This window comes from Pseudomonas sp. L5B5 (assembly GCF_020520285.1).
In the GTDB taxonomy this organism is placed as follows: domain Bacteria; phylum Pseudomonadota; class Gammaproteobacteria; order Pseudomonadales; family Pseudomonadaceae; genus Aquipseudomonas.
The window spans coordinates 3,302,864-3,322,921 of record NZ_CP084742.1 but is presented as its reverse complement, the minus strand read 5'-3'; the positions used below and the strand labels follow the sequence as shown (position 1 = coordinate 3,322,921).

General features: G+C 64.6%; 21 protein-coding genes and 1 pseudogene. 10 read left to right on the top strand and 12 right to left on the bottom strand.

Annotated features, from left to right (window positions below; all coding sequences use genetic code 11):
* Positions 1-59 precede the first annotated feature (59 nt).
* Positions 60-239, bottom strand: a complete 180-nt coding sequence (locus LGQ10_RS15255) for a hypothetical protein (RefSeq protein ID WP_226526028.1) — start codon at positions 237-239, stop codon at positions 60-62.
* 145 nt (positions 240-384) lie between these two features.
* Between LGQ10_RS15255 and LGQ10_RS15250 the strand changes: the two genes are divergently transcribed.
* On the top strand, positions 385-1,062 hold the full coding sequence (locus LGQ10_RS15250) for a histidine phosphatase family protein (RefSeq protein ID WP_226526027.1): 678 nt from the start codon (positions 385-387) through the stop codon (positions 1,060-1,062).
* Between the two features lie 36 nt (positions 1,063-1,098).
* Here the strand turns inward: LGQ10_RS15250 and LGQ10_RS15245 are convergent, their stop codons facing one another.
* The 3 genes from LGQ10_RS15245 to LGQ10_RS15235 all read right to left on the bottom strand — a co-directional run bounded on the left by LGQ10_RS15245 (position 1,099) and on the right by LGQ10_RS15235 (position 2,866).
* Positions 1,099-1,677: a DUF2589 domain-containing protein gene (locus LGQ10_RS15245; RefSeq protein ID WP_226526026.1), complete on the bottom strand. Its 579-nt coding sequence runs from the start codon at positions 1,675-1,677 to the stop codon at positions 1,099-1,101.
* Positions 1,678-1,744: 67 nt separating this feature from the next.
* Positions 1,745-2,401, bottom strand: coding sequence for a DUF2589 domain-containing protein (locus LGQ10_RS15240; protein WP_226526025.1), 657 nt, complete (start codon positions 2,399-2,401; stop codon positions 1,745-1,747).
* An 81-nt stretch (positions 2,402-2,482) separates the two neighbouring features.
* Positions 2,483-2,866 (bottom strand): hypothetical protein, encoded by a 384-nt coding sequence (locus LGQ10_RS15235; protein WP_058434939.1) that lies wholly within the window; start codon positions 2,864-2,866, stop codon positions 2,483-2,485.
* Between the two features lie 168 nt (positions 2,867-3,034).
* Here LGQ10_RS15235 and LGQ10_RS15230 point away from each other — a divergent pair, with 168 nt between their 5' ends.
* A complete protein-coding gene (locus LGQ10_RS15230; protein ID WP_226526024.1) occupies positions 3,035-3,592 on the top strand; it encodes a pesticin C-terminus-like muramidase in 558 nt (185 codons plus the stop codon).
* Positions 3,593-3,632: 40 nt separating this feature from the next.
* On the opposite strand, the gene LGQ10_RS15225 is transcribed toward LGQ10_RS15230, so the two are convergent.
* From LGQ10_RS15225 to LGQ10_RS15215, 3 genes are all read right to left on the bottom strand, one after another.
* On the bottom strand, positions 3,633-4,091 hold the full coding sequence (locus LGQ10_RS15225; protein WP_226526023.1) for a hypothetical protein: 459 nt from the start codon (positions 4,089-4,091) through the stop codon (positions 3,633-3,635).
* Between the two features lie 582 nt (positions 4,092-4,673).
* A complete protein-coding gene (locus LGQ10_RS15220) occupies positions 4,674-6,140 on the bottom strand; it encodes an ArnT family glycosyltransferase (RefSeq protein WP_226526022.1) in 1,467 nt (488 codons plus the stop codon).
* Positions 6,141-6,275: 135 nt separating this feature from the next.
* Positions 6,276-6,626, bottom strand: coding sequence for a winged helix-turn-helix transcriptional regulator (locus LGQ10_RS15215; RefSeq protein WP_226526021.1), 351 nt, complete (start codon positions 6,624-6,626; stop codon positions 6,276-6,278).
* A 105-nt stretch (positions 6,627-6,731) separates the two neighbouring features.
* Between LGQ10_RS15215 and LGQ10_RS15210 the strand changes: the two genes are divergently transcribed.
* Entirely contained in the window at positions 6,732-7,766 is a 1,035-nt protein-coding gene (locus LGQ10_RS15210) for a zinc-binding alcohol dehydrogenase family protein (protein ID WP_226526020.1), read from the top strand.
* Between the two features lie 4 nt (positions 7,767-7,770).
* Here LGQ10_RS15210 and LGQ10_RS15205 read toward each other — a convergent pair whose 3' ends face one another.
* Both LGQ10_RS15205 and LGQ10_RS15200 read right to left on the bottom strand, forming a co-directional pair.
* Positions 7,771-8,256, bottom strand: coding sequence for a hypothetical protein (locus tag LGQ10_RS15205; protein ID WP_226526019.1), 486 nt, complete (start codon positions 8,254-8,256; stop codon positions 7,771-7,773).
* A gap of 85 nt (positions 8,257-8,341) precedes the next feature.
* Positions 8,342-8,812, bottom strand: a complete 471-nt coding sequence (locus LGQ10_RS15200; RefSeq protein ID WP_058434747.1) for a hypothetical protein — start codon at positions 8,810-8,812, stop codon at positions 8,342-8,344.
* Between the two features lie 353 nt (positions 8,813-9,165).
* On the opposite strand from LGQ10_RS15200, the gene LGQ10_RS15195 reads away from it, so the two are divergent.
* Positions 9,166-9,483 carry a hypothetical protein gene (locus LGQ10_RS15195; RefSeq protein WP_058434744.1) on the top strand — a complete coding sequence of 106 codons (318 nt, stop codon included), beginning with the start codon at positions 9,166-9,168 and terminating at the stop codon, positions 9,481-9,483.
* A 52-nt stretch (positions 9,484-9,535) separates the two neighbouring features.
* Here the strand turns inward: LGQ10_RS15195 and LGQ10_RS15190 are convergent, their stop codons facing one another.
* A complete protein-coding gene (locus tag LGQ10_RS15190; protein ID WP_226526018.1) occupies positions 9,536-10,318 on the bottom strand; it encodes an AraC family transcriptional regulator in 783 nt (260 codons plus the stop codon).
* A 114-nt stretch (positions 10,319-10,432) separates the two neighbouring features.
* On the opposite strand from LGQ10_RS15190, the gene LGQ10_RS15185 reads away from it, so the two are divergent.
* The 4 genes and pseudogenes from LGQ10_RS15185 to LGQ10_RS15170 form a co-directional block, all read left to right on the top strand.
* Complete coding sequence (locus tag LGQ10_RS15185; RefSeq protein WP_058434742.1) at positions 10,433-11,305, top strand: EamA family transporter; 873 nt, start codon at positions 10,433-10,435, stop codon at positions 11,303-11,305.
* A 108-nt stretch (positions 11,306-11,413) separates the two neighbouring features.
* Positions 11,414-13,054, top strand: a complete 1,641-nt coding sequence (locus LGQ10_RS15180) for an ArnT family glycosyltransferase (protein WP_226526017.1) — start codon at positions 11,414-11,416, stop codon at positions 13,052-13,054.
* A gap of 65 nt (positions 13,055-13,119) precedes the next feature.
* Positions 13,120-13,569: a GNAT family N-acetyltransferase gene (locus LGQ10_RS15175; RefSeq protein ID WP_226526016.1), complete on the top strand. Its 450-nt coding sequence runs from the start codon at positions 13,120-13,122 to the stop codon at positions 13,567-13,569.
* A 41-nt stretch (positions 13,570-13,610) separates the two neighbouring features.
* Positions 13,611-14,629 (top strand): annotated as a pseudogene (locus LGQ10_RS15170) (HipA domain-containing protein); the annotation flags it as partial.
* 48 nt (positions 14,630-14,677) lie between these two features.
* Here LGQ10_RS15170 and soxR read toward each other — a convergent pair.
* Entirely contained in the window at positions 14,678-15,163 is a 486-nt protein-coding gene (gene soxR / locus LGQ10_RS15165) for a redox-sensitive transcriptional activator SoxR (protein WP_226526015.1), read from the bottom strand.
* Positions 15,164-15,259: 96 nt separating this feature from the next.
* Here soxR and LGQ10_RS15160 point away from each other — a divergent pair, with 96 nt between their 5' ends.
* Positions 15,260-16,459: an efflux RND transporter periplasmic adaptor subunit gene (locus LGQ10_RS15160; protein WP_226526014.1), complete on the top strand. Its 1,200-nt coding sequence runs from the start codon at positions 15,260-15,262 to the stop codon at positions 16,457-16,459.
* Positions 16,460-16,471: 12 nt separating this feature from the next.
* Positions 16,472-19,630, top strand: a complete 3,159-nt coding sequence (locus tag LGQ10_RS15155; RefSeq protein WP_226526013.1) for an efflux RND transporter permease subunit — start codon at positions 16,472-16,474, stop codon at positions 19,628-19,630.
* A gap of 52 nt (positions 19,631-19,682) precedes the next feature.
* Here the strand turns inward: LGQ10_RS15155 and LGQ10_RS15150 are convergent, their stop codons facing one another.
* Positions 19,683-20,042: a RidA family protein gene (locus tag LGQ10_RS15150; RefSeq protein WP_058435269.1), complete on the bottom strand. Its 360-nt coding sequence runs from the start codon at positions 20,040-20,042 to the stop codon at positions 19,683-19,685.
* Between the last annotated feature and the right edge of the window lie 16 nt (positions 20,043-20,058).

The following is a 20,058-nucleotide window of genomic DNA, read 5'->3' as shown; positions in this document are numbered from 1 at the left end:
CTGATGTTGGCGAACCAGCTATTCATTGAATTCCTCCAGGAACGTAGCGCTTCTTGATCTCAGTTGGCCGGAAGATTGTTGTTCTTGGTGACCAGCAAGGTGTTTTGTAGGGGGTGTATCGGCGGGATGTGCCATAGCTGAAACGATTTCGTCGGCATTGCGCCAAGACAATGTTTCAGCGTTTGACGGCTATTTTGCGGGATGAACCCCCTGTCCGTTGAGCTTTTTTTCACATTCATTTCACCGCTCCCCCACGCCCACCCGCCTAGAGTCTGGCCGTTCGCTGCCTCGGGCACGCGACAGCGCTCGATTGTCATCAGGCCTGCGTAGCCTCGGCGCGAGCTGTTCGGCACCACGGAACATTCTGCAAAGGGCGACGCCAACGTGAGTACAAGACTGTTGATTGCGCAGGCCGGGCGTCCTTCCCTGGGGCGTGTCCTGGCCCGCTACAGAAGGCTCCTGGCCCTGTTGCTGGCTGTGGGCCTGATGCTGCCGCTGGGCCTGTACCTGCTCGAACCGGCGGCCGTGCCCGACCTGGCCCATGGCAACACGAGCGGGATCAAGGCCCTGAGCGCCAGCTGGGCCAAGGGCGACGTGATCGCCCTGGTGCGCCATGTGGAGCGCTGCGATCGCTCCAATGCTGCCTGCATTGGCCCGACGGACGGTATTACCGATCGTGCCCGGGACGTGGCGGTGGGGCTCGGCGCGCAGTTCGAGCAACTGGGCCTTGCGCGGACCGACATCTACAACAGCCCCCTGACGCGTACCGTGCAGACAGCAGGCTATATGTTCAGCAAGGTCAGCAGCGGCGACAGCTGGCTGTTCAACTGCAAGGGCAGCATGTTGCGCGACGCCCTGGCGCACAAGGTTGCCGGCCGCAACCTGGTGCTGGTGACCCACAGCGAATGCATGGCGCAACTGGAACAGGACCTCAAGCGGGCGACCCCGACCCTGGGGTACGGCGCGGCCTTGTTCGTCTCCACCGATACGCTGGACGGCACGCCGAAGATGCTCGGCCTGATCGAGGCCAGCGACTGGCGCTCGGTGGACCTCAAGCGCTGAGGCGATCGCCTGGCCTTGCCCTGGACGCTGTTGGCTTCAGGGCATCAGCAGGTCTGCCTCTTCAGGCCGGCCGGGGCGCGGTGGCAGGTTCGGCGGGTTTTCGCTGAGCCGCTGGGGGCTGATCAGGTTGGTGAACTCTTCGATCAGGCGCTGGATCGCCTCCGGCGGCTCGCAATCGCGAAACTCCATGCTGATCTGCACCTCGTCGGGGTCGCGCTCATGGCCTTCGCGCTTGCCGTGGCCGAAGGTGACGAAGAACTTTTCGCACTGCAGTTCACCGTTCTCCAGGTCGTGGGTAGCTTTCTGCAGCTCGGTGCCTTGCATGCGCACCGACAGGTCGACGGTCATCTTGTGCAGGGCCAGGCCCTTGGGCGAGACCAGGGCGATCAGCGGGACGTTGATGATGTGCTGGTCGTTGAGCGCCACCTCCACCATCTTGGCCTTCATCGGCGTGCCCAGGTCGTTGACGTCATAGTCGAAGAACTGGTCGAACAGCTTGATGTACTGCTGGGCGATCAGGTTGTGGGTAGCGGCCGCAGCCTGGTGCATGCCCCGGGTGATGTGACTCAGGTCGCTGGCGGACATGGGCTCCTTGCGACGGGAAAAAAACGCCATGGATCACGCTCCTGGAGTGGTGGCTGGAGTACCCCGCCGGGTGGGCGGGGCTCGTTGGCAGAGGCAATCACACGGTGTCTTTTTTCTTCTCCGCAGGCGCATCAGGCTGTTTCAGCGTATTGGCGGTGGGCAGCTTGTCGGTGTCGGTCGCGGTGGCGTTGGGCAGCATCACCGGCTTGGTGGCCGCATCGGTGAGGAAGTCGATCACCCGCATCAGGGCTTCCGGCGGGTCCTGGCGGACGATCTTGGTGCTGATGGCATAACGTGCGCGGGTATCGGTCTTGCGGGTCTGGGTGGACTTGTGGCTCGCCGCACCCTTGACCGAGACGCTGAAGGGCCCCCAGCCCATCTTCGCCTCGAAGCTGCCGGAGGCCTCGGTGGAACTGGTGTCCTCGGCCATCTGGCTGATGGTCAGCTCGAACTCGATCGAGCCTTCCTCGATGGTGATGTTGGGGTGACTGATGGCCGCCAGCAGCGGGATGCGCATCGACTTCTTCACCGTGCCCTTGTAGACGCCCTGATCGTCCACCAGGGTCTCGTCGTAGTCGAACTGCACCGATACCGCCTGGCCGTTCTGGATGCACACGCCCATCAGGAAGTCCGCGTAGGCTTTGCTCGCGGCGACCTGTGCCTGGATCATCGCCATCAATGGACCAGTGATCATCTTGTCCAGGGGCAGGGCGGCTATCACGCCGCCGATCAGGCCCTTGTCTATTTCTGCCATGGTCTTTCTCCTTGTCGTCTATGCGCTGGTTGCGCACTTGCAGCCTATGCAGGCCATTGTCGACGCTTCAGCGGGAAGCGATTACCGGGGAGTGGTGACGTCCAGGCGACGGATGTTGCCGATCTGCCGCAGGCTCAGGCCGTATTTGTCGGCCAGTACGCTACGGGAGATCCCGCCCAGGCTTTCCAGCTGGATGTGCTGGTTGCGGATCTGCCGGCAGAAGTGATCGGCCTTGGGGATTTCCAGGGCCAGGCCGGCGAAACGCTCGATCAGTGCGTCGAGCGCCTCCGGTGGCAGGAGCAGGGCCAGGGAGGTGCGTTCGGCATGCTTGGGGATGTACTTGGGGCGGCCACCGTATTCGCAGGTCAGGCGATAGGCGTTTTCCAGGCCAATGCAATCGATGAGGGCCTGGAGCGAGTGAGGGAGTTGGCGAACATCGATAAGGCTGAGGTCTTTCACGTCCATTTGGTACCTCCTTGGAATTATGGATAAAGCCGGTTCGATCCTAAGGAGGTGTTGGTTCCTCTTTGCAGTGGGAAATATCCCCCTTATTGCGGGGAACTATTACAGTCTGATGCTGTATCGGTCGCGGGTGTTGCACTGGATTTTCTTCAACTGGATGAGGGAACTCCCATGTCGCGCTATTCGATCGATTTCAATTTCATCGCCGAACGAGAAGGCGGTGCCCGTACCGAGGGGTATGTGCCCGCCATTGCTCATAGCAAGAGCGGGGTCACGATTGCCACCGGTTTCGACCTGGGGCAGCGAAAGCTGGCGGACCTGCAGGCGCTCAAGCTGCCGGCGGACCTGGTGCGGCGCCTGAGCCCCTATCTGCTCCTGATCACCGTGGACGCGCAGGCTGTCCTCGATAAGTACCCCTTGACCATCAGCCCTGATGAAGCGCGCCTGATTGACGAAGCATTCAATGCGCCCTTCATCGAGCAGTTGGCGAAGAACTATGCCGCGGCCAGTGGGCGGGACTTCGCTCAACTGCCGGCGCCCGCGCAGACGGTGATTGCCTCGGTGTCCTTTCAGTACGGTGACCTGGCCAGCCGTACGCCGAATTTCTGGCGCCAGGTGATTGCTTGCGACTGGGCCCAGGCGGTGGCCAACCTGCGTGACTTCGGTGATGCCTACAAGAGCCGGCGAGGCCAGGAGGCCGACCTGCTGAGTTCGCAACTCAAGCCGTGAACAGCACCGCCCGGGGTAGGCCCGGGCGGCCGGTTCGTTCTCAAGGGCAGGGCAAGGCGATGAACAGGCTGACACTGGCCATGGCGCCGGCGTCATCGGTGCGAGTGCCGGCGGGCAAGGTGCGCCAGTCCACCACCAGGCACAGGGCCTTGACCGGCAGGTTGGCGATGCTGCCGATGGGGGTGGTGAATTCGTAGCGGTACAGCGCCTGGGTGGAGTTCCGGGCCCAGACGCTGGTGGCGCTGCCCAAGGTGGTACGGGCCATATCCGGCAGTTTGTCCTGGCTGACGGTGAGGCGCGGATGCTCGCCATGCTGGATAAATGCCCCGTTGTCCCGGGTGCGTTTCCACATTTGATGCCATTGGCTGCCGGCGGCGGCTTGCTCCAGGGTGACGGCGTAGGCCTTCAGGGTTGCAGGGGAAGTACTGGCGGTTTCCAGGGCCTGGACGGCGCCAGCAAACAGGCCCAGGACAATGATCAGTGAGCGCAGAATCAACATGGGGGTACTCCTTTCCAAGCCCTCGTGGGGCTGGCATGCAAACAGGGCAGGGACCTTGGCGAAATCGCGCCGTCCACAGGCAAGGCTTGGCGGGGGCTAGGCAACCCCGGTGCCTAATGCCGATCAGCCAGGGAAATGCTAGGAGCGAGGCTTGCCCGCGATCGAGTTGAGAGCGCTGCGTTCATCCAATTAATACGCGCTACCGTTGACGACCCTCGCGAGCAATCGAGCGTCGACCGGCTGCTCCTGCCGGGGATCACCTCGCTTGACTGACCGGCATTGGCCCCGGTGCCACCCTTGCTCATCGACGGTTTGCGAACCTTGGACCGGCTTCGGGTGGTGCTGACAGTGATGGTCATGACTGACTCCTTGAGGGCATGCCCATTGGTGGGCGCCAGTCATGTTTGCAACAGTGGCGGGCGGGTATCAGCGGGAAAGGATTCAAGGGGTGTGTCTGCGCGGATGGCATTCCAGGGCGCGGCGAGTACAGTGCTCGCGCGCTCCGCAGACGTGGTCACCTAGCAGTACCGGTCGTAAATCCATGCTGGCCAGCACGGCACCTGCGGGGTGCCGTCCTGCGGTTCAGCCGGCGGGCGCCAGGTTGACGAAATAGTAGGCCTGGCGCCCCACCATCATCACCTTCTGCACCTGCAGCGGCGGCTTGGGTGGCTCAAGGCCTCCCAGTATCGCCATGTGCTTGGGGGATTCGGCGAGAAACGCCATCAACTGAGCCTCGGACTCCAGGTCCTGGAGCACCGTCTGGACGTAGAACACGCTGGCCCCGGCAATGCGTTCGCTGGCCTGGTAGAGCACCAGTTCATGGCCTTCGGCGCGCAGCGTCTTGATCTGGTCGGTCACCGGCACGAAGGACATCTCGCGGTCCAGGCGCGGCGCGAACCACTGGGCGTTCACCAGGTAGGCCACCACCACCAGGCTCATCAGCCCCACGACCAGGCTTTTGCGCTGGCGCCCCACCGCGCTCCAGAACCCATTGCCCTGGGCGCGCTGGGCGAGGCGCTGGTACAGCACCGCGCCGTACTCGGCGGCAAGCACTGCCGCGGCCGGGGTCAACGACATCAGGTACACGGTGCGCTTGCTCGATGCCAGGCACAGCAGGGTGAACTGCGCCAGCAGCCAGAGGGTGAAGAACAGCAGGTAGCGGTTGTTCGCCAGCTCCTTGCGCCAGTGCCACAGGCCCAGGTAGACCAGGATGTTCCAGGGCAGGAAGGCCTGGGGCAGCTTGGCCAGGTAGTAGTAGAAGGGCTCGTAGTGGCCGGCTTCGACGAAGGAGCCACCAAAGCGCCCGATGCTGTTGGTCAACAGGACCTCTGCCAAGGCATCCGCGCCGCCACGCTGGTACAGCAGCGCCAGCCAGATCGCCAGGGGCACCAGGCCCAGCAGGGTCAGCAGTGCGGGCCGTAGCCAGTGCCCCAGGGCCAGCCGCCTGTTCAGCAGGCTATCGACCAGCAGGTAGGCGAAGATCACCACCCCGGGCATGGCCAGGCCCAGCACGCCCTTGCTCAGGGTGGCGATGGCAATGCCGGCGGCGAAGGCCAGCCAGGCCAGCGGTGCCGGCTGGTGTTCGACCTGGCGCCGATGGGCCTGGTAAAACCCCAGCAGGGCCAGGGTGACCCCCAGGCTCAGCAGGGCATCCTCGCCCACGCCGCGCACGTTGCTCCAGTAGCTGGCCATGGTCGCCAGCATCAACCCGGCCATCAGGGCCACGCCGGCGGGGCGACCGAAGCGCCGCAGCAGGCCGTACAGCAGCATCACGCTGAACAGCCCGGCAAAGGCCGAGGCCAGGCGCACTGCCAGCGGCGTGCCGCCAAAGGCGCGGATGGCGCTGGCGTCGAGCCACAGGCTCAGCGGTGGTTTTTCCAGGAAGGGCGTGCCGAACAGGCGCGGGGTGACCCAGTCATCGTCCAGATGCATCTGCATGGCGATTCCGGCGACCCGGGTTTCAGTCGAGCCTTGCAGCTCATGGTTGCCCAGGGCGAAGAAGAACAGCAGGCAGGCCAGCAGGAACAACAACGGGGCAGGTCGTGACATGGGGGGCGTCCGGGAGCGCAGGCGAGGGCTGCGGGCAAGCGCCGGAGTATACGCAGGGGAGTCTTAACAAATTGTGAACAAGTGGAGGGTTTTGGTGACAGTCGTGCTTAGCGGTTGGGGCGCCGGCCAGGGACCTCAGGTGAGCCCGGCTTGGCGCAGGCGGCTGATACGCCCCTGGCCCCAGTTCGATAATGCTTCGACCACCGGCTGCAGTGATCGCCCTTCTTCGCTCAGGCGATATTCCACCCGCGGCGGGACTTCGGCGTACACCGTGCGCAGCACCAGGCCGGCGGCCTCCAGGTCACGCAGTTGCTTGGTCAGCAGGCGCTGGGAAATCCCGGGCAGGCGACGTTGCAGCTCGTTGAAACGCAGGTAGTCGTTGTTGAGCAGTTGGTGCAGGACCACGCCTTTCCAGCGTCCATCGATCAGGTCCAGGGTGACCTCGACCGGGCATCCGGGAATGTCCTGGTAGTGCTTGTTCTTCATCGTCTGACGACCCTTTTGCGTAGCTGGTACGCAAAAGTACCCTACTTGTGCGGGTGGGGCATGAGGGATTTAAGTGTGCGCTTTCAATCGCCAGGAAGCTCTGCAATGAAGGCCATCGCCTACCTCCCGGGATCGTCGCTGTCCCATCCCCAAGCGCTCTGCGACGTGGAACTGGCCGAACCGGCACTCGGTCCCCACGACATATGTGTGGAGGTCCAGGCGGTCTCGGTCAACCCTCTGGACACCAAGGTCCGCGATGGCCGGGTAGCGGTCCCGCAGAGTGTGCGAACCCTGGGTTGGGATGCCTGTGGCTTGGTCCAGGCGGTGGGAACGCACGTGACCCTGTTCGCTCCCGGTGATGCGGTGTTCTATGCCGGCACCTTTACCCGGGATGGGGCCAATGCCCAGTTGCATCGGGTGGACGAGCGCCTGGTGGGGCGCAAGCCCAAAAGCCTGTCCTTTGCCCAGGCCGCAGCCTTGCCGTTGACCTCGCTGACGGCCTGGCAATTGCTGTTCGAGAGCCTCGGTCAGGTGCCGGGCGAGCGCTCGGTTCCGGGCACGCTGCTGATTGTCGGCGGGGCCGGCGGTGTGGGGTCGATGCTGATCCAGCTGGCTCGCCAGTTGACTGGCATGACGGTGATTGCCACGGCGTCGCGGCCCGACAGCCACCAGTGGTGCCTGGATCTGGGAGCGCAGCATGTGCTTGACCATTCCCGCTCACTGGCAGCACAACTGGCAATCCTCGACCTGCCGCCAGTGACTCACATCGCGGCCCTGACCCATACCGAGCGGCACTATGCCGAGCTGGTCGAGATCATTGCGCCCCGTGGTCATATCGCGCTCATCGACGATCACGACTTCTTCGATGCCGTGCCGCTCAAGGCCAAGAGTGTGTCCCTGCACTGGCAAATGGTCTTCACCCGGGCCCTGTTCCAGACCCCGGACATGATCGAGCAGCACCATGTTCTCGGGCGGCTGGCGCAATTGCTGGACCAGGGTGTCATCCGCTGCACCCTGGGCGAAGTCTTCAGCCCTTTCAGCGCAGAGAGCCTGCGGCGTGCGCATGAGCGAGTGGAGCGCGGCGGCCGGTTGGGCAAGGTGGTGATGGCCCGCGACGCGCAGGAGGGTGTTGGCCGCTGATGCGTCAGCGCAGATGGCGCCCGCTGCGCCACCAGAATATCAACCCCAGGAAGGCCCCCGAAGTGCTGAACAGCGGCGCCATGGACGCGTAGTTCTCCAGCTGGCTGGGCACTGGCGGTTCTTCGGGCAGGTCGACGTAGACATCGGGCATCAGGGTCATCACCACGGGAATGGTCGGCAAGGCAAAGACTGCACCACAGAACAGATAGATCAGCACGTTGCGCCAGGCAAAACGCTGGGCCAGCCAGAAGAACAGGGTGCAGGGCAGGGCTGTGAGAATACCGATCACCAGCCCGCTCGCCACCAGGGTCAGCAGGCCCATGAACAGCACCTGGAAAATCTCGGTCCAGCGCACGGTGCCGGCGCCGGCCAGCATCATCAGCATGAGCCCTGCCGACGCGACCACGGCCAGGGCGGTGACGCCGATGAAGTAGGCGGCGAACCAGTCTTCAGGTTGCACGGTGCGTTGGGTCGGGGGTGTCGAGGGCATGGAAACATCGCTTCAGCAGGTAGGTGGGCTGGCCAAGGTCATGGCCCGTGTCTGTTTGCCGGCAAGCCGGTGCCTGGGGATGGCGTCAGCGCAGGTGACGTCCGCTGCGCCACCAGAAGATGGCGCCCAGAAAGGCTCCCGAAGCGCTGAACAGCAGCATCGCGGGCAGATAGCGGGGCACGCCGGGTGCGTTGGTTGAAAGGCTGATGAAACCGGAAAGCAGGCTCATCACCACCGGAATGGTGGGCAGGGCGGCCAGGGCGCCGCACAGCAGGTAGATCGGCAGGCGGTGCCAGGTGAATCGCTGGGCCAGCCAGAAGAACAGGGCACTGGGCAGGGCGGCGCTGATCCCGATCACCACCGTGCTCAGCAGCAGCCCCACCACGTAGAACGATATCGAGCCGCCCAGGTCGCTCCACGGATCCCGGCTGGAGGCCTGCAGTATCACGCAGACCGTGAGCGTCAGCACCAGGGCCAGCGCCGCGACACCGATGAAGTAGGTGGCGACCCAGTCACTGGGTTGTACGGTTCGAACAGGGAGGGACGGCTGGGACATGGTAGGCAATGGCTGCAGGTTGAGGATGACCAACCCAGGCTATCGGCAAGCGCGCTGGTGGACTGTGGAGTTTGCGTGGTTTTTTTGCGACGAAGGCTCAAGGGCGGATGACGCTGGGGGAGCAAATCACTTATACAAGCAGGGCTGTGAGCCCTGTTGGCGTCAGTCACCCAGAAGGAGATGGAGATGATCAAGTTCCTCAACGTAACCGAGTTGCCCCGTACCCCTGTGCATTGCCATGCCGGCTCCGTCAGCGGAGCGATCAATGCCTGGGAGCTGAAAAATCGGGCTCTCAATACGAAGGGGTTTGTTTCATGTCCAAAGAATTACTCGGAGTTTCTGCTGTAGGGCTGATGGTGCTGGGCGAGTTCTGCGCCATCTACAGTGAAGTGGTGGTCGCGCGGCTGGCCCATGCGGGCACCACCAGTGGCAGCGAGTTGCTGGTGCCGGTGCTGATCATGTGCCTGGGGGGCCTGTGCCTGTTGGCGGCCTACTGGCTGGGTTACGTGGCCGTGGGCGACATCTGGATCATCACGGTGGTTTCGGTGACCTCGCTGCTGATCCTCGAGCCGCTGGTGATCTGGGCGCTGTTCCAGCAAATGCCCGGACGCGGCGCGCTGATCGGCTTCTGCCTGGGTGCGCTGGGCATGTTGTCGGCGGTATTGCTGTAGCGCAGATCTCGCAGGCCCGGCCTGGCAGGTGCACTGCCGGGCCCGCGGCCTTTCAGGCTCGCGCCTGGGCAAAGTAGCGACTGGGCGCATGCCCCAATATCCTGCGAAACACCCCACTGAAGGCGCTCGGGCTGCTATAGCCCAGGTCCATGGCCACCCGGGTCACGGGTTCGCCATTGCCCAGGCGCACGACCGCGGCCAACAGGCAGGCCTGCTGGCGCCATTGCACGAAGCTGATGCCGATGTGCTGGCGGAACAGGCGGGTGAAGGTGCGTCGGCTCATGCCGGCCCGCAGGGCCATTTCATCGAGTGTCCACTCCAGCGACGGTTGCTCCAGCAACGCGCGGCAGGCCTTCACCAGTCGCGGCTCGCCGGGGAGCGGGGCATTGAGCGACAGCGGCGCCATGGCCGCGATCTCGTGCAGCAACAGGCCCATCAACTGGCCATGGACATCATCGGTGGCGTAGTTCGGCGGGGTATCCACGGCGCGGATCAGCAACTGGCGCAGCAACTCGGACACCTCCAGCACCTGGCAGTCGCCGGGCAGGCCCAAGCGTTGCGCCGCTTGGGGCTGCACATAGGTGTTGAGCATCAATACCGGACCGCTCATGTGCATGGCGTGCGGCACCTCAGCCGGCACCCAGATCGCTCGTCGAGGCGGCACCACCCAGTTGCCCTGGTCGGTGAACACACTGATCACCCCCGAGGCGGCGTAGGCGAACTGTCCGCGTCGATGCCGGTGTTCGGCAAAGTATTGCCCGTCCTGGTAATCGATGGCGGTGACCAGCACATCCCGGGGGGAATTCAGATAGGGGTCGATAGTGATTGGCTCCATGGCCCGAATCTACTGGTATCTGACCTGATACTGCAAGCGGGCCAACAGGCCGGCAGAGATAGTGGGAACCCGGTCGGGGATTGGCCCGCGACCGTTTTCCATGGATCGCGCGACATGCAGAACAAACACCTGCTCCTGGCCCTGCTGGTGACGGCCTTGTGGGGGCTGAACTTCCCCATCACCAAGCTGGGGCTGGCCAGCATCGACCCGCTGCTGCTCACCGCCCTGCGTTTTACCCTGGCGGCGCTGCCCTGGGTGTTCCTGGTGCCGCGCCCGCAAGTGGCCCTGGGCTGGCTGGTGGCCTACGGCCTGATCTTCGGGGTGGCGATGTGGGCCCTGATCAACCTCGGGATCGACCAGGGCGTCGCGCCTGGCACCGCGTCGTTGCTGGTCCAGTTCAGTGCGTTCTTTTCCCTGGGCTGGGGTGCGCTGCTGTTCGGCGAGCGCCTGCGGGTGGCGCAATGGGTGGCCACGGGTATCGCTCTGGTGGGGCTGTTGCGGATCATCGCCGGCAGCCCGGGGCAGGCCACCAGCCTGGGTTATGCCTTGTTGCTGGCCAGTGCCTTGAGCTGGAGCCTGGGCAACGTGATCATCAAGCGCTGCGGGGTGCGCGAGGTGTTCGCCTTTGTGGTCTGGGCCAGCCTCTTCGCGCCGCTGCCGTTGCTGGTACTGACCTGGCTGGCCCACGGCGCCGAGCCCTTCGTGCAACTAGTCGGACAGGTGTCCGGGACGGCGATGCTTTCGCTGCTGTTCCAGGTCTATGTCGCGACGCATTTCTGTTATTGGGGCTGGAACCTGTTGCTGCGCGAGTATCCGGTGTCACGGGTAGCGCCGTTGTCGCTGCTGATCCCGCTGTTCGGGACGGCTGGCTCGATGCTGTTGCTGGGGCAGCGCGTCACCCTCGACGAAGGCCTGTCCATGGCCCTGGTCCTGCTGGCGCTGGTGGTCGGGCAGGTGCGCTGGCGCCGGGCGCCGCTGGCGAGGTGACGGCGCGCGGCTGTTTTCAAGGATCGTTCAGCGAGTGTTCAGTAGCCGCTCCGGCAACATGCCTGGCTGAGCCGAGCCCTTGCAACGGCACTTTCTGGTAGAGCGAAGATGGTTCGAGAAAAGCGTTTTGGGGTCGAGGCCTGGGCGATCTACCTGGTGGCGCTGGTGTTGTTCACGTGGGGCATCTGGGATGAGCAGCCCCAGGGGTTCGACGGACGTTGGGCGCTGTTCCTGCAGGAGATGTTCCGTCACGGCGCCAGCCTGTTTCCCACCACCTACGGACAGCCCTATCCGGATTACCTGGGGACGGCGACGTTTTTCAGCTATCTGTTCGCCCAGGCCTTTGGCGCCCCCAACCACCTGGCCAATATTCTGCCTACGGCCCTGGCCTCGGCTGGCGTGCTGGCCTTGCTGTATCGCCTGCTGGCGCCGATGGACCGTACCTGGGCCCTGCTTTCGGTGCTGCTCACGGCACTGACCAGCCAGTTGCTGGACAAGTCGCGCTCGGTCTGCCTGGACCAGATGATTTCCCTGTTGTGCCTGGGAACCTTCTATTTGTTGCACACCGGCGAGCGGCGGGGCTCGTGGGCCTGGCAACTGGCGGTGCTGCCGCTGCTGGTACTGGCCTTCGCCATTCGCGGGCCCCTGGGCCTGGTGGAGGTCTGTGGCGTGGCCTGTGTCTACTGGCTGCTGGGCGATGCCCGCAGTCGCGAAGCGCGGGTGCTCATGGCCAAGCGCATCCTGGGCCATGGCGCCGCCGGGTTGCTGTTGCTGGCGGGGTGCTGGTGGCTCTTGATGAAGCTGGCCTTCATCAGTGGTGGCCAGGCCTTCGTCGATCAGGTCTACAACATGCAGGTCGGCGGACGCCTGGATGAAAGCGGTGAGCCGTTCTACTTCTATTTCCAGCTGGCGCTGTATCGGTATTTCCCGGTGGTGCTTCTGGCTTTCGCGACCCTCGTCGGGCTGCGGCGCCAGTGGGCGCGGCGCCATGCCGAGCCGCAGCTGCAACTGGTGCTGCGCCTGGGCGCCTGTGGCCTGATGATCCTGGTCGGGCTGTCGCTGCCCAGCTTCAAGCGTGCCTATTACATCCTGCCCATGGTGCCGATGTTCGCTGCGGTGGCCGCCTATGGCCTGCTCCATGGCCGAGGCTGGCTGGCCAGGCTGGGCCAGGGCTACCAGTGGCTGGTGGCGCTGTTGCCGGGGCTGTGCATCGTGGTGCTGTTCGTGTTGCGCCACAGCTGGCACAAGCACGGTTACTGGCCGCCGGTGTCGATGCCGCTGCTGATCGCGATCTTCGCCTTGCTGCAAGGGCTGGCGCTGTATCACTGGCGGCGCACCCTGGCGGATTGGGGGCGGCGCCTGGTGCTGCTCAGTGGCCTGGCCCTGGCGGCGCAGTGGCTGCTGCTGGTGTCCGTGGTGGACCCGGCCAAGGACCTGCAATTCGACACCCGGGGCTTTGTCTCCCAGGTCGAGCGCTTGCGCGCCGAGCGCCCTGGGCCGCTGGTGTTCTTCAACCTGGGCCAGGACACCTGGGCGATCCGCTACATGATGAACCTGGACCATGACGAGCGACCGCTGTTTGTCATGGACGACGCCGTGGAGCGGCTGGAGCGGCTGCCTGCGGGTTCCTGGGTGATCGTCGAGCGCAAGGAGCGCGGCAAGCTTGAGGGCACCGCGCTGGAACATCTGCAACCGGTGTACGAAGGCCGCCTGAACGACAGTGGTTTTCTGGTGTTCCGGTTGCCCTAGCGGCTTGGCAGCAGGAACGCAGGGTCGTATTTTCTACCCTTGCATGAATCTGCGAGGGAACGTCCATGCACTATCAGGTTCGTCCGGCCGTGGTGGCCGATGCGCAGCGGATCAGCCAGGTGATCCTGGCGGCGCTGCTTGCCAGCAATGCCCGGGATTACCCGGCAAGCGTGATCGAGCGGGTCAGGCAGAGCTTCACCGCCGCGGGCGTGGAGCAGCTGATGCAGCGCCGACGGATGTTCGTCGCCCTGGCCGACGGGGTACTGGTGGGGACCGCCAGCCTGGATGCGAACGCAGTACGCACGATGTTCGTCGAGCCGTCCTGGCACAGTCGAGGTGTCGGCCGGCAACTCATGGCCGTGCTGCAGCAGGCGGCCCGGGATGCCGGTGAGTCGGTGCTGGTGGTCCCGGCCTCGATCACCGCCGAGGGTTTTTATACGCGCCTGGGGTTTCGCACGGTGCGCGAACAGCTCGATGGCGAGGAGCGAACGCTGATCATGGAACAAGCGCTCTAGGGGCATCATGGGTAGGGATGCCACTGCTGTGCATCGGCGGCATGGGCCTGCTGGAAGGTTATGTTCTGGAGCAGTTGCGCAACCGTCTGGCCAAGTTGGTGAACGTCGACCCCATGTTGCTGTTGGCCCTGTCTGGCAGCAGTTCTCCCATCGGCCGGGTAATGGTGAAGTCCCCCGAAGTCGATGCGCTCTTGCAACGCCAGCCGTTTGCCGGGGAACGGCTGGAGGAAATCCTGGCCTGGGACGGTGCCGAGGATATCTTCGCCGGCCTGGTGGATCGCTACATCCTGCGTGCCGGCATCTCGGGGGTACAGCCCAAGGTGCTGGTGCCCGAGCAGCAGGACGCCACGTCGCAGCGTTTTACCTCGAAGACCTCCGACTTGATCATCAAGAGTGGCCGGGATGAGTTTCCAGGGCTGGCGATCAACGAATTTCTGTGCATGTCGATGGCACGGGAGGCAGGGATTGCGGTTCCGCAATCCTATCTATCCGCCAACGGCAAACTGTTCGTCATGCGTCGCTTCGATCGGGACGAACGGCTCGACCCGCTGGGGTTCGAGGACATGGCTGCGCTGATGGGGCTGGGGACAGAACAGAAGTACAGCAAGAGTTATTCGGCGATTGCCAAGGCGGTGCGCCTGTTCTGTGCGCCCGAGTAGGTGCAGGCTCGCTGGCCCAATTGTTCGCCATGGTCAGCCTGAGTTGCATGGTGGGTAATGGCGATGCCCACTTGAAGAACTTCGGCCTGCTGTATACCGATCCTACCCAGCGCGATGCACGGCTGGCGCCGGCTTACGACATCGTCAATACCACGGCGTACATTCCTGAAGATGTGCTGGCGCTGGATCTGCTGGGCAACAAGTCATTGTTCTCATCGCGCCAGGGCTTGCTGGAGTTTGCCAGGGTCTGTGATGTGGCACGGCCGGAGGAGATCATTCGCGAACAGCTACACGCAGTGGAGCGTGTGCTGGCTCGCTCGCCAGAATGGGTTGAACGAGCGCCGCAGGTTGCTGCGGCAATCAGGCAGTGTGCCGAACCGTTCATGAAAACCTTCGGCTAGTTCCAGGCACACGCTGGCAGCCCTGATAACCGGGGCGTTGCCAGGCACTCACGCCTCCCCTCGCAATTGTTCCACATCGATCTTCTCGTCGCCGATCCAGCGCCGCGCGCCGCAGCCGTTGCGGGCGTAGATGTCCCCCGGGTTGTTCATCTTGCAATGATCCATGGACATGCAACCGCAGCCGATGCACTCATCCAGGCTCATGTTCAGCCGCTCCAGCTCGGCGATGCGCTGTTGCACCCGGGCCTTCCAGGTGGCGGACAGGCGTTGCCAGTCCTCGCCCATGGGGGCGTGGTTGTTGGGCAGGTCATCGAGTTGTTCGCTGATCTCCTCCAGGGAAAACCCTACCCGCTGGGCGAACACGATGTAGGCCACGCGCCGCAGCACCGAGCGTGGATAACGCCGGTGGCCGCTGCCGGAGCGAGCCGAACTGATTAGCCCGCGGGACTCGTAGAAACGCAGCGCCGAAGCGTTGACTCCGCTGCGCCGGGCGATTTCGGTGATGGTCAAGTGGGGGTCGCCTGGGGAATACATGATCGCTCCATGGAGGGCTTTACTTAAAGTTCACTTTAACTTGTACCGTGCCGGCAGCCAAAAAACCAATGTTCGATTGTCGGGGAGTGCATGTTCGTGAATTCAGCCCAGCGAGTTCTCTACCGGGCCCGTGGTGTATCGCGAGGTGTGGCGTTGTACGGCGTGGTCCTGGCCCTGGCGGCCTGCGGTGAAACCCAGGCGCCCCCGGCGGCGCAGGCTCCGGAGGTGGAGGTCAGTACCCTGGCCTTGCGCAGTATCCGCGAGTGGGATCAGTTCAATGGTCGGATCAGTGCAGTGGACAGCGTCGACCTGCGCCCCCGGGTCAGCGGTTATGTCGACCGCGTGACATTTCGCGACGGCGAGCAGGTGCGCCAGGGCCAGGTGCTGTTCGAGATCGATCCGCGTCCCTACCGCGAGGCCCTGGCCAGCGCCGAGGCGCGCCTGCAGCAGGCCCAGGCTTCGCTGCGCCTGGCCAAGGCCCAGGACCAGCGCGGCCAGGCGCTGGTTCGCCAGGCGGCGATTTCCCGCGAGGAGGGCGATATCCGCAGCGCCTCCCTGGGCCAGGGCCAGGCACAGGTCAATGCGGCCATCGCCGATGTCGCCATGGCTCGGCTCAACCTGGGGTTCACCCAGGTGCGAGCGCCGTTCGCCGGGCGCGCCGGGCGGGCGCAGATCACCGCCGGCAACCTGGCCCAGGCCGACCAGACGGTGCTGACCACCGTGGTCTCCCAGGATCCGATCCATGTCTATTTCGATGCCGACGAGCACAGTTTCCTGCGCTACAGCGAGCAGGCCGCGGCGGGGGCCCGTCCCGGGTTGGCCCATCAGGTTCGGGTTGGCTTGGCCAGCCAGCGCGACAGCTTTCCCTTCAGTGGCCAGGTGGACTTCCTGGACAACCGGGTGGACGCCACCACGGGCACCATCCGCGCTCGCGCAGTGCTGGCCAATCCCGAGGGCAAGCTGACCCCCGGGTTGTATGCACGGGTGCGCCTGGAAGGCGCGGGGGAAGTCCAGGCCCTGTTGGTGGACGATCGCGCGGTGCTCACCGACCAGAACCGCAAGTACGTGTATGTGCTGGGCCCGGAGGACAAGGCGGTGCGCAAGGACGTGGTCCTCGGGCGCCTGCTCGATGGCCTGCGGGTGATCGAGTCGGGGCTGGCAGCGGGGGACCGGGTGGTGGTCAGCGGCGCGCAGAAGATCTTCTACCCCGGCATGCCCATCCGGCCCAAGGAGGTGGCGCCGCCTGTCGCCAAGTCGTCGCTGAGCCCCGAGGCCCCGGCGTTGTCGGCCCACTGACGGAGACGGAACATGGATTTCTCGAAGTTCTTCATCGACCGACCGATCTTCGCCATCGTCCTGTCGATCATCATTTTTGCCCTGGGGCTGATCTCGATCCCGTTGCTGCCGTCGGGGGAATATCCCGAGGTGGTGCCGCCCAGCGTCATGGTCCGCGCCACCTACCCTGGCGCCAACCCCAAGGAAATCGCCGAGTCGGTGGCGGTGCCCCTGGAAGAGGCGATCAACGGCGTGGAAGGCATCATGTACATGAAGTCGGTGGCTGGCTCCAACGGCACCCTGGCCCTGACCGTGACCTTCAGCCCGGGCATCGATCCGGATGCCGCCGCGGTACGCGTGCAGAACCGCGTCAGCCAGGCGTTGTCACGCCTGCCCGAGGAGGTGAGGCAATACGGCGTCACTACCCAGAAGCAGTCGCCCACCCCGCTGATGTACGTCAGCCTGTACTCCAAGGAAGGCCACTACGACTCCCTGTACCTGCGCAACTACCTGACCCTGCACGTCAAGGATGCGCTGTCGCGCTTGCCCGGAATCGGTGATGTCGGTGTCTACGGCTCGGGCGACTACGCCATGCGCCTGTGGCTGGACCCTGATGCGCTGGCGTCCCGGGGCCTGACGGCGGCCGATGTGCTGAGCGCGGTACGCGAGCAGAACGTGCAGGTGTCGGCGGGCCAGCTGGGGGCCGAGCCGTCGCCGCAGAGCGCCGACTTCCTGGTCTCGATCAACGTGCGCGGGCGCCTGCGCAGCGAGCAGGAGTTTGGCGATATCGTGCTCAAGTCCGGCCGGGACGGCCAGGTGGTGCGCTTGTCCGATGTGGCGCGCATCGAGCTGGGAGCCGGTGACTACACCCTGCGTGCCTCCCTGGACGGCAAGGAGCAGGCCACGGTGGGGATCTTCCTGCTGCCCGGGGCCAACGCCCTGCAGGTGGCCAATGCGGTGTATGCCAAGTTCGACGAGCTGTCGCAGAACTTCCCCGAGGATGTGGCCTACAAGGCCATCTGGGACCCGACGGTATTCGTTCGCGAGTCCATCGCCGCGGTGCAGCACACCCTGATCGAGGCCGTGATCCTGGTGGTGCTGGTGGTGATCGTGTTCCTGCAGACCTGGCGGGCTTCGATCATTCCGCTATTGGCGGTGCCGGTGTCGATCATCGGCACCTTCGCCTGGCTCTACCTGCTGGGGTATTCGATCAACACCCTGACCCTGTTCGGCATGGTACTGGCCATCGGTATCGTGGTGGACGACGCCATCGTGGTGGTGGAGAACGTCGAGCGTTTCATCGCCCAGGGCTTCAACCCCCGGGAGGCCGCCCACCGGGCGATGCGCGAGGTGTCCGGGCCGATCATCGCCATCGCCCTGGTGCTGTGCGCGGTGTTCGTGCCCATGGCCTTTCTTTCCGGCGTCACGGGCCAGTTCTACAAGCAGTTCGCCGTGACCATCGCCATTTCCACGGTGATCTCGGCGATCAACTCGCTGACCCTGTCGCCGGCGCTGGCGGCCAAGCTGCTCAAGCCCCACGATGCCGCCAAGGACCCGCTGGAACGCCTGATCCAGCGCCTGCTGGGCGGATTCTTCAGGGTCTTCAACCGCTTCTTCAATCGCAGCTCCGAGCGTTACCAGGGGTCCGTCACCGGGATCCTGCGTCATCGCGGCAGTGTCTTCGCGATCTACGGCCTGTTGCTGGTGGCCACGGTCTGGCTGTTCCAGGTCGTGCCCGGCGGCTTCATCCCGACCCAGGACAAGCTCTACCTGTTCGCCGGCACCAAGCTGCCGGAGGGCTCGTCGCTGTCGCGTACCGATGAGTTGACGCGCAAGGTCATCGACACGGCCCTGAGCGTGGAGGGCGTAGACATGGCGCCGGCCTTCAGTGGCCTCAATGCCTTGCAGGGGGTGAACACGCCCAACGTGATGGCGGCGTACATCATCCTCAAGCCGTTCGACCAGCGCACCCGCAGCGCCGCGCAGATCAACGCCGAACTCAACGCCAAGCTGTCGCAGCTGCATGAGGGATTCGCCTACGCACTGTTGCCACCGCCGATCCAGGGCCTGGGCAACGGCTCGGGTTATTCCTTGTACCTGGAAGACCGCGAGGGCCTGGGCTACGGCGCCTTGCAAGGCGCCATGAGCGCGTTCCAGGCGGCCGTGGCCCGGACCCCGGGCATGAGCTTTCCGGTGAGTTCCTACCAGGCCAACATTCCCCAGCTGGAAGTGCAGGTGGACCGGGTCAAGGCCAAGGCCCAGGGCGTGGCCTTGAGCGATGTGTTCAACACCTTGCAGGTCTACCTGGGCTCGGCCTACGTCAACGACTTCAACCTGTTCGGGCGGGTGTACCGGGTCATGGCCCAGGCCGACAGCCGCTACCGCCAGAGCGCCGAGGACATCGGCGCCCTGCGGGTACGCAACGACCGCGGGCAGATGGTGCCGCTGGCAGCGATGATCACGGTCACGCCCACCTTCGGGCCGGACCCGGTGGTGCGCTACAACGGCTACCCGGCCGCGGGGATGATCGGCGACGCCGATCCCAAGCAGCTGTCTTCGGCCCAGGCCCTGGCCAAGCTGCAGGAGATAGCCGACCAGGTGCTGCCCAAGGGCATTGTCCTGGAGTGGACCGACCTGAGTTATCAACAGGTGACCCAGAGTCACGCGGCGCTGGTGGTCTTCCCCCTGGCAGTGATGCTGGTGTTCCTGGTGCTGGCGGCGCTCTACGAGAGCTGGACCCTGCCCCTGGCGGTGATCCTGATCGTGCCGGTGTGCATGCTCGCGGCGTTGACCGGGGTCTGGCTCAGCGGTGGCGACAACAACGTGTTCGTCCAGGTCGGGCTGGTGGTATTGATGGGCCTGGCCTGCAAGAACGCGATCCTGATCGTCGAGTTCGCCCGGGAACTGGAGGCCCAGGGCCGGGGTATCGTCGAGGCGGCGCTGGAGGCCTGCCACCTGCGCCTGCGGCCGATCGTCATGACCTCGGTGGCGTTCATCGCCGGGGCGGTGCCGCTGCTGGTGGGCACAGGCGCCGGCAGCGAGATCCGCGCCGCCACCGGAATCACGGTGTTCTTCGGCATGCTCGGGGTGACCCTGCTGGGCCTGTTCCTGACCCCGGTGTTCTACGTGACCCTGCGCAAGCTGGCCGGTGGCTCGGTGCATGCCCTGGCGCCAGAGCCCGCCCAGGGCTGAGGCTGGCGGGCGCAAGTGCGGCAGCGGGTGCCCTCGGGCACCCGCTGTCGGTTCAGGCCTTCTGCGCGGCGATGACCATGATCTCGATGCGGTAGTGAGGCTTGGCCATCGGCGCTTGCACACAGGCTCGAACCGGCGCCTGGACGTCACTCAACCAGGCGTCCCAGAGCAGGTTCATGGCCGCGTAGTCGGCCATGTCCCTGAGCCAGATCTGTGCGCTGAGCAACTGGCCCCGGTCGGTGCCGGCCCGGGTCAGCGCCTCGTCGATCTGGCTCAGGACGTCCTGGGTCTGGGCGTTGATATCCCCTTCGACCAATTGGGACACCTGGCCTGCCAGGTAGACGGTGTGGTTGTGGATAACCGCTTCGCTGAAGCGGGCGGTGGTGCCGATGCGTTGAATCGTCAGGCTCATGGTGAATCCGTGGGTT